Source organism: Oceanisphaera psychrotolerans (genome assembly GCF_001870485.1).
Classification (GTDB): Bacteria; Pseudomonadota; Gammaproteobacteria; order Enterobacterales; family Aeromonadaceae; genus Oceanimonas; species Oceanimonas psychrotolerans.
Map to the genome: position 1 here is coordinate 26,971 of NZ_MDKE01000010.1, position 17,773 is coordinate 44,743.

Annotated in this window: 17 protein-coding genes; all 17 read right to left on the bottom strand. The window is 57.5% G+C overall.

Annotation, left to right across the window (positions count from 1 at the left end):
• Window position 1 precedes the first annotated feature (1 nt).
• Complete coding sequence (locus BFR47_RS04020) at window positions 2–685, bottom strand: transglutaminase-like cysteine peptidase (protein ID WP_071471880.1); 684 nt, start codon at window positions 683–685, stop codon at window positions 2–4.
• The gene (locus BFR47_RS04025) at window positions 685–1,266 is read right to left on the bottom strand and encodes an OmpA family protein (protein ID WP_245748788.1); all 582 of its coding nucleotides are present in this window, start codon (window positions 1,264–1,266) and stop codon (window positions 685–687) included. The genes BFR47_RS04020 and BFR47_RS04025 overlap by 1 nt, the downstream gene beginning before the upstream one ends.
• A gap of 41 nt (window positions 1,267–1,307) precedes the next feature.
• Window positions 1,308–2,621: a TolC family outer membrane protein gene (locus BFR47_RS04030; RefSeq protein WP_071471882.1), complete on the bottom strand. Its 1,314-nt coding sequence runs from the start codon at window positions 2,619–2,621 to the stop codon at window positions 1,308–1,310.
• 21 nt (window positions 2,622–2,642) lie between these two features.
• On the bottom strand, window positions 2,643–4,028 hold the full coding sequence (locus BFR47_RS04035) for an HlyD family type I secretion periplasmic adaptor subunit (RefSeq protein ID WP_071471883.1): 1,386 nt from the start codon (window positions 4,026–4,028) through the stop codon (window positions 2,643–2,645).
• A complete protein-coding gene (locus tag BFR47_RS04040; protein ID WP_071471884.1) occupies window positions 4,021–6,165 on the bottom strand; it encodes a type I secretion system permease/ATPase in 2,145 nt (714 codons plus the stop codon). The genes BFR47_RS04035 and BFR47_RS04040 overlap by 8 nt, the downstream gene beginning before the upstream one ends.
• Before the next feature lie 202 nt (window positions 6,166–6,367).
• Window positions 6,368–7,447: a class II fructose-bisphosphate aldolase gene (fbaA, locus tag BFR47_RS04045; RefSeq protein ID WP_071471885.1), complete on the bottom strand. Its 1,080-nt coding sequence runs from the start codon at window positions 7,445–7,447 to the stop codon at window positions 6,368–6,370.
• Window positions 7,448–7,534: 87 nt separating this feature from the next.
• Window positions 7,535–8,698: a phosphoglycerate kinase gene (gene pgk / locus BFR47_RS04050; protein ID WP_071471886.1), complete on the bottom strand. Its 1,164-nt coding sequence runs from the start codon at window positions 8,696–8,698 to the stop codon at window positions 7,535–7,537.
• 44 nt (window positions 8,699–8,742) lie between these two features.
• Window positions 8,743–9,765 carry an erythrose-4-phosphate dehydrogenase gene (gene epd / locus BFR47_RS04055; protein WP_071471887.1) on the bottom strand — a complete coding sequence of 341 codons (1,023 nt, stop codon included), beginning with the start codon at window positions 9,763–9,765 and terminating at the stop codon, window positions 8,743–8,745.
• Between the two features lie 179 nt (window positions 9,766–9,944).
• Window positions 9,945–10,109, bottom strand: coding sequence for a hypothetical protein (locus BFR47_RS17940; RefSeq protein WP_175514057.1), 165 nt, complete (start codon window positions 10,107–10,109; stop codon window positions 9,945–9,947).
• Between the two features lie 73 nt (window positions 10,110–10,182).
• Window positions 10,183–11,421, bottom strand: a complete 1,239-nt coding sequence (locus BFR47_RS04060; RefSeq protein ID WP_245748789.1) for an MFS transporter — start codon at window positions 11,419–11,421, stop codon at window positions 10,183–10,185.
• The gene (locus BFR47_RS18490; RefSeq protein ID WP_245748790.1) at window positions 11,307–11,567 is read right to left on the bottom strand and encodes a hypothetical protein; all 261 of its coding nucleotides are present in this window, start codon (window positions 11,565–11,567) and stop codon (window positions 11,307–11,309) included. The genes BFR47_RS04060 and BFR47_RS18490 overlap by 115 nt, the downstream gene beginning before the upstream one ends.
• 200 nt (window positions 11,568–11,767) lie before the next feature.
• Complete coding sequence (locus BFR47_RS19395) at window positions 11,768–12,925, bottom strand: malate synthase G (RefSeq protein ID WP_245748791.1); 1,158 nt, start codon at window positions 12,923–12,925, stop codon at window positions 11,768–11,770.
• Window positions 12,904–13,938, bottom strand: coding sequence for an aldolase/citrate lyase/malate synthase family protein (locus BFR47_RS19400; protein WP_245748792.1), 1,035 nt, complete (start codon window positions 13,936–13,938; stop codon window positions 12,904–12,906). Before BFR47_RS19400 ends, BFR47_RS19395 begins: the two co-directional genes overlap by 22 nt.
• Before the next feature lie 145 nt (window positions 13,939–14,083).
• Window positions 14,084–14,212, bottom strand: coding sequence for a hypothetical protein (locus BFR47_RS18990; protein WP_281245934.1), 129 nt, complete (start codon window positions 14,210–14,212; stop codon window positions 14,084–14,086).
• 390 nt (window positions 14,213–14,602) lie between these two features.
• Entirely contained in the window at window positions 14,603–15,589 is a 987-nt protein-coding gene (gene iolG, locus BFR47_RS04070; RefSeq protein WP_071471888.1) for an inositol 2-dehydrogenase, read from the bottom strand.
• Window positions 15,590–15,616: 27 nt separating this feature from the next.
• Window positions 15,617–16,483 (bottom strand): 5-deoxy-glucuronate isomerase, encoded by an 867-nt coding sequence (iolB, locus tag BFR47_RS04075; protein ID WP_245748793.1) that lies wholly within the window; start codon window positions 16,481–16,483, stop codon window positions 15,617–15,619.
• Between the two features lie 257 nt (window positions 16,484–16,740).
• Window positions 16,741–17,688, bottom strand: a complete 948-nt coding sequence (locus BFR47_RS04080) for a TIM barrel protein (protein ID WP_071471889.1) — start codon at window positions 17,686–17,688, stop codon at window positions 16,741–16,743.
• Between the last annotated feature and the right edge of the window lie 85 nt (window positions 17,689–17,773).

Consider the following 17,773-nt stretch of genomic DNA (forward strand, 5'->3'; position numbering starts at 1 on the left):
GTTAGCCATCCAAATTCATGCTGGGCCGCTGCAGTCGTTTAACATCAACACGACCACGTAGATCATTCCACAGAGAAAGACGTGATGCCCGGCCGGCCAGTTCACCCTGGCCTCGCTCCCGCATCAGCCACAGATGTTGACCGTTGAAACTGTAAATAGGCTCAAGATCGCCGCGCTCGGTCGCAGGCCGAATGGTGCCCTCCAGGTTATCCAGAATCAAAGGCACCGCCGACGCCGTCGGATAATAGGCAACCACCATATGAAACTGGTTCAGTTCCAACGCCTTGACGTACACCAGCCGCAACTTGTCATCATCAACACCCAGTTCCCGTAAAGAGAAATACTTGGCAACACTGAAGTCTTCACAATCCCCACCTCCCGCGCCCAGAAATTCAAGCGGCGTGGCCCAGTAGTCGTTCTTGGCCCAGAGTTTGATATCATCGATAAAATGCAGACGGTTGAAGAATATGTTGACCCTGGACAGCGCATTTCTTTCACTCCAGTCTCCGGCCTGCCCCTCTCGTACCAGCTGTCGCCAGCCATGAAGACGCGTCGCGGCGGCGTCACCATAAAACTGGCGCACAGCCTCGATCATCTGTTTATCTTCATTCAACAACGATTGGGCTGGCGCGCCAAGTACCACACTCAGCACCGCCAGCCCACAGAGCCGGTAAAACAGACTCATTATTTGGCAGGGTTTTCTACGCTATATACATTCCAGCGCATCCTTACTCCTTCCCGCATACTGGTCAGGGCTCCGACTACCCGCCGGTTGGCGGCGGCAGATTGCTCGTCTTCTCCCATCAGCAAGGGTTTACTCTCACCATAACCGATAATTTCCAGCCGGCTAACCTGGACCCCGGCTTTCATCAGGGCTCCGCGCACCGCCTCGGCCCGCCGCTTGGACAAGGCCAGGTTGTATTGATCACTGCCCACCTGACTCGCATGCCCCTCCAGCAACAGCATCAGTCCGGGGTTCTGCTCCATGAAATTCGCCATCTGGTTAATTTCGTCCTGATATTTGGCCGTAATAACCGAACTGTCATGAGCAAACAAGATAATCAGATCCTGCTTTAACGTCTGATCCTCATTACCCTGACAACCATCGTTGTCCACGGAAGCATCCAGCGTCGATTCCAGACAGTTATCCCGGGCGGTAATCACCCCGTCCCGGTCGAGATCGGTCAGATCATAAGCCGCTACCGTTTCCCGCTCCGGCTCGCTCGTCAGGCTGGTACAGGCCGCCAAAGGGAGTATAAGGGCCAACAAAGTCCATGTTTTCATCATGTATCTCCTTATTTATTTTATTAGTTTTTGGCCTGCCACTGCTCGGGCTGGGTAAAACGTAACGCCTCCAGTAATTGTCCGGAAGCATTCATGATGCGGTATTCCGCCAGTAACTGATCGTACTCGGCGTTGATATAGGAACGACGGGCTTCAAACAGTTCATTTTCGGTGTTCAGCACATCCAGCAAGGTCCGGTTGCCCAGAGAGAATTGCTTCTTGTAGGCATCGACGGTGTTATAGCTGGCTTCCACATGCTGACGCAGAAAATCCTTCTGCCGCCCCAACGCTTCATAGGCAGCCCATGCCAGACGCATGCCTTCACCGACCTGACGGTGGGCATTCATGTGAATATCCTTGGCCTGCATTTCCAGGGCTGAGGTCGAACGGCTGCGAGCCACGTCGGCTCCACCATTGAACAGGTTGTAGCGCATGCGAACCATGGCGGTAAAATCGCTGTTGTGTCCCTGCACGCCGTCGATGTCGTCATTCCAGCTGTTATCGAGCTCCAGGCTCAACTTGGGGTAGAAACCGGATTTGGCATCCTGATGCTGGTAGCGCGCCGCATCCACATCGAACGCGGCGGAGGCCAGCGTCGGATGTTTTTCCTGGGCAATCACCAGGGCATCATCCAGCGAGGGCGGGATGAAATTGGCATCGGGCTGGGGCTGGCGTAAATCGCCGGGCATATCATTTACCAGCGCCATGAACTGGCTCTGGGCATCGCGCAGGTTATTTTCTGCCGCCGTCATATTGGAATATGCCCGCGCCACCCGCCCCTGGATCTGGGTAAAGTCGGCGGTAGATCCCACCCCGGAATCGGTGCGGCGCTTGATGTCGGAAAAGATTTGTTCGTGTGTTTCCAGATTACGACGGGACAACTCGACAATTTCATCCTGACGCAACACGTTCAGATAAACCTCGGACACCCGCAACGCGATATTTTCCGCATCGGACAGCAGGCTGTAACGCTGTGCATCCGCTTCGGCCTGAGTACGGTGGACATTGCTGGAGGTTTTGAAACCGTCAAACAGCATCTGACGTAATGAAAGGCCGGCCTCTTTGCGCGTCAGGGTCTTGTCGGCTCTGTCATTGCCGTCGCGGACTCCCGGACTGTCGGTGTACTCATAGCCAATGCCGGCATTGGCATCGAGTGTAGGCAGGTATCCGGCTACCGCCTCATCCTGCTCATATTGTCGGGATTGATAGAGGTGAAACGCTTCCTTGACCTTGGGATGGGTTATCAGGGTCTGGGTTACCGCCTCTTCCAGGGTCTGGGCCTGCACTGGCAATACCAGAGCGACACCGACCAACACTGCAATCGTCGTTCTTTCCATGGTTATTTCTCCCTTCTCGATTCAACGCTCACGCAAAGCGCCCTGTTTTGCTCTTAATATGGGTTTGAGCAAATAATCCAGTACCGTTTTTTTACCCGTTATGATGTCGACCCCAGCCTGCATGCCCGGAATGATCCTGAGCGGTGCCTGCTCAGCTCCCAGAAAGCTCTCTCGAGTGCGAATAGTTGCCAGAAAAAAGGTATTCCCTTCATCATCCTGTATGGAGTCGGCACTGATTTTCTCCACTTCACCCACCAATCCACCGTAGATAGTGAAATCATAGGCGGTAAACTTGACCATCGCCTCCAGCCCCGGGCGCAAAAAGCCGATATCTTTCGGCTCGATACGAGCCTCTACCAGCAAGGTATCTTCCAGTGGCACTATTTCAACCAGGTCCATCCCAGGCTGTACGATGCCGCCCACCGTATTCACATTCAGCGTTTTAATGGTGCCTTTGACCGGGGATGTCACCGAGGTTCGCCGTACCCTGTCCTGCAAGCCGACCTCTCCCTGCTGGAGCTGAAGCAGACGATTACGCCGCTCGTTCAGCTCTTTCTGGGACTCGGAGCGAAAGGTCAGCGCCACTTCTTTGCGTTTGAAAATATTTTCCCGTAGAGATGCATCCAGCTTGGGCAGCATCAGCCGGGTCGACTCCAGCTCCCCCTGCATCTGATTGAGCTGGCGTTCGAGTCGCAGAATTTCCACCTGAGGCACTATGCCTTCCCGCGCGAGAGGACGGCTCATGTTCACTTCCCGCGCGGCCAGTGAGACGCCACGCTGCAGCGTGCGTACCTTGGCATTGGTCTCGATAACTTCCTGCTCACGCTGCTCTATCTGGTTGCCGAAAATGGAAAGCTGGTTTTTGACAAAGCCCAGCCGTTCGTTGAACAGCGACTGCTGCGTCTCGGCCTGCCCCGGATACTGAGCGCGAAAATCTTCGGGAAACGCCAGGCTGGCCTCTTTCACCTTGACCTGGTCACGCCAGGCCAGCGCCGGATCGTCGAGGATAATGATGGAGTCCACCTCGGCATTCAGCCGCCGCACATCGCCTTGCAATGCCGCTATTTCCTGCTCCCGCTCACGCAGGTCCGATAAAAAACGGGTGTCATCGATCAGCAACAGCGCCTGCCCTTTCTCGACCTGCTGTCCCTCACGGATATAGAGCTCACGCACGATGCCACCCTCCAGATTGGACACTACCTGGATCTGGCGGGAAGGGATCACGGTACCCATTCCCGACGTCACTTCTTCCAGCTCCGCAAAGCGTGCCCAGACCAGCGCCACCACCACAAACAACAGCATGCACCACAACAGGGCTCGGCCTCCCCGCGGCGTGTTCAGCAGCACGGCGGCGGCGGTATCGTTGGTATAGTCCAGCAACTCCGGCGACAGCTTCTGTTTAGCCATGACGGGCCCCCTTGCTGCGCACCTTGCCGGATTGCAGTTGCTGCAATACCTGCTCTTTCGGGCCATCCGCGACTATGTGCCCCTGCTCCAGCACGATAATCCGCTCGACCACTTCCAGCATGGAGGTGCGGTGAGTAACCAGCAGCAGGGTCTGTTCGGCCCTGAGCCTGAGCAGCTCCTGGCGAATATACTGTTCCGACCGGTTGTCCATGTTGGAGGTGGGCTCGTCCATCATCAGCATCACCGGGTCGTTGAGCAGGGCCCGGGCAATGGCCACCGCCTGACGCTGGCCACCGGAAAGCTGACGCCCCCCTTCACCCACCTGTTTATCCAGACCATCGGGATCCTGATTGGTGAACAGGGTCACTCCGGCTCGCTGAGCGGCCCTGAGGACCAGACTCTCATCCGCCAGCGGGTTGGCAATCACGATGTTGTCGCGAATGGAACCAAAAAACAGGTTCACATCCTGAGGCACACTGCCGATGTTGCGCCTGAGTACCGCCGGCTGCAGCTGGCCAATGTCGATGCCATCGATGCGAAGCGCACCGCCGGTCGGTTTGTAAAGCCCCACCACCAACCGCTCCAGCGTCGTTTTGCCCGAGCCGATGCGACCGATGACGGCCACCTTTTCGCCGGCCTTGATATGCAGGCTCAGGTTGCTCAGCACATCATGCTCGGAACCGGGGTACCTGAAACTGACCCGCTCAAACAGAATATCGCCGCTGAATACCGGATGGTGGATGAAACGCCGGCCCGCTTCCTGCTCTTCTGGCGCGGCCATGATCTGTTCAAGAATGGTCATCGCGGTTCGGGCCTGGTTGTACCGGGTAGACAGCACCGACATCTGCACCATGGGCGCAATGGCCCTGCCGCTCAGCATCACCGCCGCGATCAATCCCCCCATGGACAGGTCACCGGCGGCAATCAGGTACACCCCCAGTACGATCAGGCTGACCGTGGTAAATTGCTGGGTCACATTGGCCAGCGTTGTCACCGAATTGGTCAGCCGGCGGGTTTTCATGCCCCAGCTGGCAATGTGACTGACCGCCTGCTCCCAGCGATGCTGAAAGGTTCCCTGAGCACCGAACAGTTTGATGGTTTCCAGCCCGGCAATGCCCTCGACCAGATTGGCATTCTTCTGGGATGCCAGGCGGGAGCCTTCTTCAATACTGCGTTTAAGCGGCCCCTGTACCAGTACACTCAGGCCGAGCAGCAACACCATCGCAATGACCGGCACCCACACCATGTTGCCGGCAAACATCCAGATGATCAGCAGGAAGAGAACGGCAAACGGGATATCGACCAGCGCGGCGACCGTCGCCGAGGTCAGGAAATCCCTGATCGACTCGAACTCCTGCAAGTGCTTGGCAAAGGCGCCGGTGGAAGGCGGCCTCGCTTCCATCCGCATCCCCATGACCTTCGAAAAGATCTGTGCCGACAGCAAGACATCCGACTTTTTGCCGGCGATATCGATAAAGTGGCTACGCAGCATCCGCAGTACGAAGTCGAATAAAAACACGATACCGGCCCCCGCAGCCAGCACCCATAGCGAGTCAAAAGAGAGGTTGGGGACTATCTTGTCGTACACGTTCATGGTGAACAGCGGCGTCACCAGCGCGAAGAGGTTAATCAGCAGGGAACCGATCAACACATCACGGTAAATGGAAAAGGAGCGCCGCAAGGTGCCCCAGAACCAGTGGCCGTCATGACTGTCCAGCACCTTGGGGGAGCGTTCATCGAAACGAAACCTGGGTTTGGTAAACACAGCACGGCCACTGTAACTGGCAGAGAGCTTGTCGAACGGCAGCCAATGCTCGCCTTCTCCCGAGCCCGGCAACATGACCTTGAACCGGTTCTGTTCCGGGTCGATATCCAGCAGCACACAGGCACCGCCTTCTTTGAGCAGCAGAATGCAGGGCAGCAATAAATCAGAGATGTCGTCAAGATCCTGGGCCGAATGATGCGCCGCCAGCCCGGCCCGTTCGGCCGCCCGAGAGAACAACAACGGCGTCAGCCTGCCGTCGGCCAGGGGCAACCCGTTTATCAACGCTTCCCCCTGATAGGGATGGCCATACAACTTGGTCAGGAACACCAGGCAATGCAGCAAGGGATCCGGAACCGATTGTGAGTCCTGCATGAATAATGATGCTCTCGTCAGTAGCGCTTGAATCTTATTCTAGTGAAGTTATGGCTACTGCGTTGAAATGAACAAAAAAACAGCAATTTGATATTCGGCGGCCCTGAGCGGTTCCTGTTGGATATCGGCGTTCGGCGGGAAAATAAGCGCAAAAAAATACCGGCACAGGGCCGGTATGATTCCAAACTCTAAAAGTTATATTTTACAGTACGTTAACGGCATTCAGCTCTTTGAAAGCCTGTTCCAGACGGGCAATCATGGACGTCTGGCCTTCACGCAGCCACACCCGCGGATCGTAGTATTTCTTGTTGGGCTTGTCGTCGCCGTCCGGGTTGCCGATCTGGCTCTGCAGATAGCCTTCCTTCGCCTTGTAATAGTTCATGATGCCGGCCCAGGTCGCCCACTGGGTGTCGGTATCGATGTTCATCTTGATCACACCGTAACCGATGGACTCCTTGATTTCTTCGGCCGAAGAACCGGAGCCACCGTGGAACACGAAGTTCAGGGACTTGGCCGGCAGGCCAAACTTCTCGGACACATACTGCTGGGAGTTGTCGAGAATTTTCGGGGTCAGCTTGACGTTACCCGGCTTGTACACGCCGTGTACGTTACCGAAGGAAGCGGCGATGGTGAACTTGTCGCTGATGGCACTCAGTTTTTCGTAGGCATAGGCCACGTCTTCCGGCTGGGTGTACAGCATGGAGCTGTCCATGCCGGTGTTGTCGACACCGTCTTCTTCACCGCCGGTACAGCCCAGTTCGATCTCCAGGGTCATGCCAATCTTGCTCATGCGCTCAAGGTATCTGGCGCAAGTCTCGATGTTCTCTTCCAGGCTCTCTTCGGACAAATCGATCATGTGCGAGCTGAACAGCGGCTTGCCGGTTTCGGCAAAGTGCTTCTCGCCGGCATCCAGCAGGCCGTCGATCCAGGGCAGCAGCTTCTTGGCGGCATGGTCGGTATGCAGGATCACCGGCACGCCGTAGGCTTCGGCCAGCGCATGCACATGACGGGCACCGGAAATGGCACCCAGAATGGCAGCCTGCTGGCCTTCCAGCTTCAGGCCCTTGCCGGCGAAGAAGGCGGCACCGCCGTTGGAAAACTGGACCACAACCGGCGCTTGCATTTTGGCGGCGGCTTCCATCACCCCGTTGGCAGACTCGGTACCCACCACGTTGACCGCCGGCAGGGCAAAGGCATTTTCCTTGGCGATGGCAAAAATCTTCTGCATATCATCGCCGCTGACCACACCCGGCTTTACCACATCAAAAATCTTCTGAGACATTATCTCGCTCCTGTTATTTATTCCCATCACCGGCCACCAAGTGGCCGGATGAATTAAATCAGTCTTTTCAATTAACCCTGGGTTCTGTTAACCCTGGGCTCTTTGCTCCAGCATGGCCACTGCCGGCAGGGTCTTGCCTTCGACAAATTCGAGGAAGGCACCGCCACCGGTAGAAATATAGGAAATCTGATCCTTGATGCCGAACAAATCGATAGCCGCCAGGGTATCGCCGCCACCGGCAATGGAGAAAGCCTCGCTCTCGGCAATCGCCCGGGCCACGATTTCGGTACCGCGGCGGAAGTTTTCAAACTCGAATACACCCACCGGGCCATTCCAGATAATGGTCTTGGCGTTTTTCAGAATTTCGGCAATGCGCTGGGCCGACTCATCACCCAGATCCATGATCTCTTCCTCATCGGTCACCTCGGAAGCCTTCTTGATGGTCGCCGGTGCGGTCTCGGAGAATTCAAGTCCGGTACGCACGTCGGTGGCCAGCGGAATATCACACTTGGCCATCAGTCGCTTGGCTTCGGGGATCAGATCCGGCTCGTAGAGCGACTTGCCCACATTGTGGCCCGCGGCGGCAACAAAGGTATTGGAGATACCGCCACCCACCACCAGCTGGTCGGCGATGCCGGACAGAGACTCCAGCACGGTCAGCTTGGTGGACACCTTGGAGCCACCCACTACCGCCACCAGAGGACGGGCCGGGTTATCCAGCGCCTTGCCCAGCGCTTCCAGCTCGGCGGACAGCAAGGGGCCGGCACAGGCCACGGGGGCAAATTTGGCGACGCCATGAGTGGACGCCTGGGCCCGGTGAGCGGTACCGAAGGCATCCATCACAAACACGTCACACAGGGCGGCGTACTGCCGGGACAGCGTCTCGTCGTCTTTTTTCTCGCCCTTGTTGAAGCGCACGTTTTCCAGCACCACCAGCTCGCCGGCGGTCAGTTCGACGCCGTCCAGGTAATCCTTGGCCAGGCGCACGGGAGCAGACAGCGTCTGCTGGAGGTAGGCCACCACCGGCTGCAACGAGAACTCCTCGGCATATTCGCCTTCGGTGGGACGTCCCAGGTGGGAGGTCACCATCACCTTGGCGCCCTGGGCCAGGGCCGCTTCGATGGTCGGCAGAGAAGCCAGGATACGGGCATCGGAGGTGACCTTGCCACCCTTCACCGGAACGTTGAGATCGGCACGGATCAGCACGCGCTTGCCGGCCAGATCCAAGTCATTCATTTTAATTACAGACATGTGTGTCCTCTTCCTGTAAGTACAAAGTGTTGTAAAAAAACGGTTTAGCCCTGATTGTTTATCGCTTTCATCCACGTCAGGCTGGTATCCAGCATGCGATTGGCAAAGCCCCACTCGTTGTCACACCACATCAGCATCTTGATCAGGTTGGCGTCGCTGACCCGGGTCTGGGTGCCATCGATAATGGAGGAGTGGGGATCGTGATTGAAATCCACCGACACCAGCGGTGCTTCAGTATAGCCGAGAATGCCCTTGAGCGGCCCTTCTGCCGCCTCTCGCAACACCCGGTTGACTTCGTCAACGGTGGCCTTGTTTTCAACAATCACGCTCAGGTCCATGGCGGTCACGTTAATGGTGGGTACCCGCACGGAAATGGCTTCGAACTTGCCCGCGAAATGGGGCAGAATACGTTCGACCCCCTTGGCCAGCTTGGTATCCACCGGAATGATGGACTGGCTGGCTGCGCGGGTTCGCCGCAGATCCGCATGGTAGGCATCGATCACCTGTTGGTCATTCATGGCCGAGTGAATTGTAGTAATATTACCACATTTAATATTAAAAACCCGGTGCAAGATCTCAATTACAGGTACCACGCAGTTGGTGGTACAGGAGGCGTTGGACACGATGGTCTCGTTGCCGGTCAGTTGCTGGTGATTGACCCCATAGACGATGGTGGCGTCGAGATCGTTGTCACCCGGATGGGAAAACAGCACCTTTTTGGCACCGGCCTTCAGATGCAGCTCCGCATCGGCCCGGCTCGACAATACACCGGTACATTCCAGCACCAGATCGACGTCCAGCTCGGCCCAGGGCAGCCTGGCTGGCTCGGGCTCATGACATAAGCGGATGATATCGTCTTCAATCTCGAAGGCCCCCGGCAACAGCGTCACTTCCCGACCGAAACGTCCGTGGCTGGAGTCGTAACGGGTAAGATGGGCCATGGCCTCCGGCTCGGCCAGCTCGTTGATGGCGACAATCTTCATATGGCGGTGCAGATCACGTTCGTAAAAAGCCCGCAATACACTGCGTCCGATACGGCCGTAGCCGTTGATGGCGAGTCGAATCATTTACTCTGGTTCCTGCTGACGTGAAGGCGGCACCGGGGATTCCCCTTCCGGCACAAAAATGAGGCACCAGTCTAACGGGGATTCAAATCGAGGGGAATGGCAAGGGCACAGTTCACCCCGTGCCTGCAGGTCATTTGAGCGGATAATGTGAGGATGAAGGCAAATTCGGGTGCCGTCATTCAGACCACCTCCAGTTGCACCTCCAACGGCAGATTCATCATTCGGGTCCTGTCGGCCTGGTCTTGCAGCCACAACAGCAACTGCATCGGGTAACAATCGTCTGCCGCCGACGCACAAGGTGGTAACGAAGAGAGCGGAATCGTCATCTGCTGCCGGTTGTCCATGGTATCGTCCTCACTGATGAAGTCAGCTGCAGACTAACAGGGGGTCTTGACACTTTGATGACAATTTCGCCGCTCAATGGGAGACCAGTACCGCCCCTTCCTCGGTGGCATCCATCACCGGTTCCGGCTCCGGCTCCGGCAACTCCAGCTCCATCTGGCCGGCTTTTGCCTCCTCCAGTGCCTCCTGCTCCATGTCCGGAAACACCTCTTCCATGGGAACATCTACAAACTCTTCGTTACGGGGATCCAGCTCGACAATGATACCGGCCGTTTCCGCCGAGGTCTGAATATAGTGGGCCTGCTCCGGTACCGGCACCGATTTGCTGCGCCACTGCCAAATCCAGGTATAACCCCCCAGTACCACCGCTACCCCGGCACAGCCGTAATAAAGCCCCTGCGCGCCCAGCCACGACATCATGGACGAACTGAACATGGGACCGAGCGAGCTGCCCAGACCATAGCTCAACAGCAGGGTGGTGCTGGCCGCCACTATATGGTGGGCCTCCAGGCGGTCGTTGGTGATCGCCACCGCCACCGGATAGAGGGAGGCCACCATGCCCATATAGAGTGAAGAAAAGCCGATTAACAGCCAGAGATGCAGATGCCCGCCGAACACCACCCCCAGGGCGCTGACGGTGATGATGATGTTGATCCAGACCATGATCTTGCTGCGGTCGAGCCGGTCGCACAAACGGCCCAGGGGCCAGGCAAAGAGAATAAAGGTAAACACCGAGGCCGCCATGAAATAGGAAAGCTGGTTCACCGGCAGGCCGACTTCGATGGCATAAACCGGCGCCATCGAGTAGAAACTGCTGATCAGGATCCCGCTGCACAATGCCGCCAGCAGCCCCACCGGCGCATCCCTGACAATGGCTTTCACACTGATCCGTTCATTGTGCTCTATGGTCGGTGCCTCCACCCGGCTCAGAGACAGGGGGACCAGGGCCGCGGTCAGCACGATGGCCCCCAGGGTAAAGGGCACGAAGGCGACCGGATCGACCAGACCGATCAGCAGCTGGCCGGCGGTGGCCGCCACATAGGTACAGATTTGATAGGTAAAAAACAGCGTCGCCCGATATTCATTGGTGGCCACCGCACTGAACCAGCTTTCTATCACCACAAAACTGCCGGCCACCGCCACCCCGCTCAGGGCTCGCAGCAAGGCCCAGATGATGATGCTGTCGGTCAGCGGAAAAATCAGCGTGGAACTGGCCAGAAAGGCACTGAAAACGGCAAAAGCCGGATATGTCCGACGCGCTGGATCACCTTGGGGCCATAGAGCGAGCCAAACACAAAGCCCACCGAATAGCACACCATGATGCTACCGATCAGCGTCGGCTCAACGCCCTTGAGTCCCAGATTGACCCCCAGCAGGGTCATCACGAACGTATTGCCGCCCATCAACAGAAAAACACTGATAATCAGGGAAGAAAGAGAAATGACCAGGCGTTTTATCATGAGCGGCCGCTGTTGGAATGGCTGGGTGGTATTGTCATTAGGTTGACAGGAAACTCATATATTGAACAGCCTGAATATACTTTTTATCCGTTTTTAGATCACGATTATTAGACATGAGCCCATGAATTAAATTAATAGCCGATGCATCGCAAAAAAAAAATCCCCGGACCAGCCGGGGATTTTTGACGACAGCAGGATAATCAGCCCTGTGCTTTGAGCTTGCGCCGATAGGCGTGCAGCAGCGGCTCGGTATAGCCGCTGGGCTGGGTAGTTCCCTCGAACACCAGCGCACAGGCCGCCTCGAAGGCGATACCGTCGAAGCCCGGTGCCATATTGCGGTACAGGGGGTCACCCGCATTCTGCTGATCAACCACGGCGGCCATGCGCTGCATGGTTTCCTGTACCTGCGCTTTGGTGCAGATACCGTGGCGCAGCCAGTTGGCGATGTGCTGAGCGGAAATACGCAGGGTAGCGCGGTCTTCCATCAGGCCCACATCGTTGATGTCCGGTACCTTGGAGCAACCGACACCCTGATCAATCCAGCGCACCACATAACCGAGAATCCCCTGAGCATTGTTATCCAGCTCACGCTGGATCTCTGCGGCAGTCAGACTTTCCGGCTGGGTCAGCAGCGGTATGGTCAGCAATTCGTCCAGGCTGGCCGGTGCACGAGACTTGAGCTCATCCTGGCGAGACTTCACGTTCACCTGATGGTAATGAGTGCTATGCAGCACGGCGGCGGTCGGCGACGGAACCCAGGCGGTGTTGGCGCCGGCCATGGGGTGCCCGATTTTCTGCTCCAGCATCTCGGCCATGTTGTCGGGAATGGCCCACATGCCCTTGCCGATTTGCGCCTTGCCCTGCAGGCCGGCAGCCAGCCCCACATCCACGTTGTTGTTCTCGTAAGACTGGATCCAGGCTTGTTGCTTCATGGCGCCTTTGGCGACCACGGGGCCGGCCTCCATGCTGGTGTGGATCTCGTCACCGGTGCGGTCCAGGAATCCGGTGTTGATGAATACCACCCGCTCGCGGGCTTCGTATATGCAGGCTTTCAGGTTGACACTGGTGCGGCGCTCTTCGTCCATGATACCCACTTTCAGGGTATTCCTGGCCAGACCCAGCACCTGTTCGATACGGGCGAACAGTTCGCAGGTAAAGGCCACTTCTTCCGGACCGTGCATCTTGGGCTTGACGATGTACACGCTGCCGGTGCGGGAGTTCCTGAACCGGCCGTTGCCTTTCAGATCGTGAATGGCAATCAGAGAGGTCAACAGACCATCGATAATGCCTTCCGGCACTTCGTTGCCGTCTTTGTCCAGAACCGCTTCGTTGGTCATCAGATGACCGACATTACGCACGAACAGCAGGCTGCGGCCATGCAGATGGAAGCTTCGCCGTTAGGGGCCAGATACGGGCGATCCGGGTTCAGGCTGCGGGTGATTTCCTTATCACCCTTCCTGACCTTCTCGGTCAGGGTGCCCTTCATCAGGCCCAGCCAGTTGCGGTATACGCCGACCTTGTCTTCTGCATCAACGGCCGCAACGGAGTCTTCGCAGTCCATGATGGTGGACAGGGCGGACTCCAGCAGCAGATCCTTGATACCGGCCTTGTCGTCTTTACCCACCTGGCTGGTGCGATCGAACTGCAGCTCGATATGCAGGCCGTTGTTGCACAGCAAAACCGCAGCGGGCGCGGACGGATCGCCGTTATAGCCGGCAAACTTGGCGGTGTCGGCCAGCATCGTGACCTTGCCGTTTTCCAGGGTGACCTGCAACTGAGCGTCAACCACCCGGTAGGCGGTGGCATCGGCGTGGCTGCCGCTTGCCAGCGGTACCGCCTGATCCAGCAGATTGCGGCCCCACACGATGACCTTGGCCGCACGACGCGGGTTGAAGGCTTTGGTTTTCTCTGCGCCGTCGGCATCGGAAATGACATCGCTGCCATAGAGCGCGTCGTACAGACTGCCCCAGCGTGCATTGGCGGCATTGAGCGCATAACGGGCATTGTTGACCGGCACCACCAGCTGAGGGCCGGCCAGGGTAGCCAGTTCGGCATCCACGTTGGTGGTGGTAATGGCGAAGTCATCGACGGCCGGCAGCAGATAGCCGATGTCGGTCAGAAACTGCTTGTAGGCGGCCGCATCATGGGGTTGACCGGCATGCGCCTGATGCCAGTTGTCGATTTGTTCCTGCAGTTGTTCGCGTTTGGCCAGCAGGGCGCGGTTTCTGGGCGCAAGATCGTTAACGATTTGCTCCATGCCGGTCCAGAAGGTAGCGGGCTCGACGCCGGTACCGGGAATGATGTCATTGACTACCAGATCGTGAAGAACGGTAGCAACCTGTAAAGATCCGAGATGAGTACGTTCCGTCATAGGTGGTTTCTTCTATTTTATAGGTTTATGTAACGACCGATTGTTTACCATTTTTTCTTGGGAATCACAGTCTACCTTGGGATGCCGTAAACTGGCAAAGCAGAAATGCCATTATTTAGTCACAATACATTTACAAAAATGCATATTAAATCGCTTTTTCCTGCTTAGCCACCGACAAACCGGTGCCATTATCGGCTACAAGGTGATGAATCGCTCTCAATAAACCCATATTTTGTATCATTGGAAAAATACAATCAACGTTGAGCGACATCATCAATCATCTCCAAATGACTCGGCTAGACGGTTAGAAAACCGTGGTGCCTCCGGCGACGCTTGCATGCTCTTTTATGCCTGGATCACCGGGTCATCTCACCGCCCCATAAAACCACCAAAGCCCAGCGGGGCTGAAGAAGGCCTCGACCATTTGACCGGCTAAAAGGAAGGATAGAAGCCATACCATACTAGGCCACCTGGTGCAGAGGGTCGAAACATAAAAAAAGCGTCTGCCAATGGCAGACGCAAATCAGACTACTCGAGTCTGATACCCGTAGAGAAACGTAATAACCCCGGTAACCCCTCTCATACCGCGCCCGGGCGATGGCGGGATAGTTGATTTCGCCGGTACCGGGCTCGCCATTGTCGATGTGCCGCCCGGTCCCTGTATTTACAACCGGACCGTCTTGCCGGTGGTGTAGGACTCCAGTGCTGCATCGGCCAGGCGCAGAGCCTGCTCGCCTTCCTTGCCGCCGCTCAGGCACTCGACTCGACCCAGTGCCACGTCCACGAAGTGAGCCCATTCTGCCCGGAAGGCGGCACTGTAGCGTTCCAGGAAGAAATATTGCGGGTTGGCCACACTGGCACCCTGACCATTGGCCAGCAGTACCGTGTTTTCCAGCTGGTTCTCGGCCCGGAGCAGGCCCTCGGCGCCCAGCAGTTCGATACGCTGGTCGTAGCCGAAACCGGAGCGGCGGGTGTTGACGATGGTGCCCAGGGCGCCGGAGGCAAATTCCAGGGTAATGGTGGCGGTATCGATATCGCCGGCCTCGCCGATGGCCGGATCCACCACACAGCTACCGCGGGCGGTCACCGCCACCACCGGCTCGTCCACCAGATAGCAGGCCATGTCGAAGTCATGGATGGTCATGTCGCGAAACAGGCCACCGGAGCGCTGGATATAGGACACGGGGGGCGGCGACGGATCCCGGGAGACGATCAACACCGACTCGGCCTTGCCGATCTGCCCTTGCTGGTAGCGGTTGCGCACGGCGGCAAAGTTGGGATCGAAGCGGCGATTGAACCCCACCAGCAGCGGTACCTTGCATTCTTCCACCACCTTGAGACAGGCCTGCACCCGCTCCAGGCTGAGATCCACCGGCTTTTCACAGAAGATGGCCTTGCCGCTGCGCGCCGCCAGCTCGATGAAGTCGGCGTGAGTGTCGGTAGCCGAGCCGATCACCACCGCATCGATGCTGTTGTCGGCCATCACCTCTTCCAGGGTTTTCACCGGCGCACCGGTTTTCTCGGACAGGCTCTGAGCCACTTCCGGGAAGGCATCCACGATGGCCGCCAGCCGGCTTTCCGGGTGGGCCAAAATATTCGCCGAATGCACCTGGCCGATGCGGCCGGCGCCAATCAATGCCACATTAATCATCTATCGTCTCCTGTCCTTGTGTTCGACTTATTTGTTCTTGGGGTAGTTGTCTGAATTCACCCAGGCGTGATCGGCTTCCCAGGTAAAACGCCACTTGCGGATGGGACCGGCCATGACATTCAGGTAGTAGTTGTTGTAACCGGCAATGGTCGCGACCGGATGATAGCCCCTGGGCACCTGCACCACGTCCTGGTTATAAGGCGCCATGCACTCGTCCAGCTCGAAATCGTCGGTATAGACCCGCTGCAGGGCAAAACCCTGGGGCGGATCGAAGCGATGGTAATAGGTTTCTTCCAGATAGGTTTCACCCGGTTCCGCGTCCTGATCATGTTTGTGGGACGGGTAGGAACTGGTGCAGCCCTCATCGGTGAACACTTCCACCACCAGCAGGCTGTCCGCTGCTGCGGTATCGGGCAGAATATTGTGCACGTAACGCTGGTTGTGGCCCTTGCCGCGCTGTTCGGCGTCGACCTGCTCCGGGCCGATCAGCCGGGCCTTGTGGTTGCCATGGCCCGGCGCCTTGCACACGGCCAGCTCCAGCCTGGTTTCGGCGGTAACGGTGAACTGGTCGTCGTTGGGCACATACACGGAATAGGGTTTCTTGCGCTCGAAAGGACTCATCCTCTCGCCGATGGATTCAACACTCAATTCACGGGTGCGGACGCTGGCCTTGCCCGCCACCAGCACCAGGCAGACTTCCTGGTCCAGAGTATCCTGGGTCAGGCTCTGGCCGGCTTCCAGTTCATACACTTCGAAGCCCACATACCCCCAGCCGGCCGACGCCGGCGTGATGCGCTGAATGGCACCCTGCTGTCCGGTAGCTGACGCCTGGATAATAACTTGGACATCCGTTCCCCCTGGTTGGTGAATGATTAATTCTGCTGAAAACGACAATAAAACATTTATTTCATTTGATGAAGTTATGAATCCGGGAATTCAGCGCCTCCTTAACAAAATTGTGACCAATAACGCAATTCATTAACCCGACGACAAAACAGAAGGCCGGGACCCGCCGCCAGAGAGTGGATTTCGGGAATGCTTGTTTCAAATGTTGCCGGCGATGGTGGTCGGGGGAGCCGCTGCCAGCGGCAGACACCGGGACCGGTCAACCATCCCCTCGCCGGCCTTAAACCCCTTGCCCTGCAAAAAGGTCAGTCAGAGTGACGGTCACATCCTGCAAATCCTTTGCCCTGCAAAAAGGTCAGGCTAGCGGTTACATCCTGCAGGCTGCCGGCGGCGTTGCGCGGATCCCGCTCCTGCTCCACCGTGATATAGCCTTGGTAGTCCAGCTCCCTGAGCAGGGCGTAGATGGCGTCGTAGTCCAGCACGCCCCGACCGATGGGGCACATGACGCCCCGGGCACAGGCGGCGAAGAAGTCCACCGGCTCGGCCATCACCTCGGCGTAGACCTGCGAATCGATATCCTTGAAGTGCAGGTAGTCGATACGCCCGGCATGGCGCCGGATCCAGGTCACCGGATCCATCTTCGAGTAGTAGAGGTGGCCGGTGTCCAGGCACAGGCCCGCCACCTCGGCGGAAATGTCGGCAACCAGTCGCTCGATTTCATCCTCGAATTCGATATAGCCGCCCGCGTGGGGATGGATCACCACCCGCACCCCGTACCGGTCCCGGGCCAGGGTGGCGATGGCCTCGATGTGTGCCATGGTTTGCCGCCAGCGCTCGGGCGAGAGCCGGGGGGCGCGATCCGGGTGGCCGGCCACCAGGCTGCGCTCGGCGTGGACATGGTCAATCAGCACCAGGTAGGGGGCAGCAAAATGCTGGCCCGGCGCTGTGGGCAACCGGGGCAGCCTGGTAAGCAGGTCGCAGAGGTCGTGGGTCTGCCTGAGCAGGTTGGCGAGGTTGGCCGGGTCCACCAGATCGTCGAAGATGGTGCCCGCCACCACACTCAGGCCGTGGCCGTCGAGGGCTGTGCCGACCCGGTCGACATCCAGCGGCAGATAGCCATAGGGGCCGAGCTCTATGCCCCGGTAGCCGGCCTGAGCCGCCTCGCTCAGCACCCTTTCCCAGGGCGGAAGATGAGGGTTGTTGACGTCCTCCACGCCCCAGCAACAGGGGGCACTGGCAATATACATGGTCATAATGGCACCTAAAACAGGGCGTTAAGCCGTTGTTGAACTGTGTTGTTAAAGTCAGAAAACAGGCAGAGCCCATACTCGATTTCTT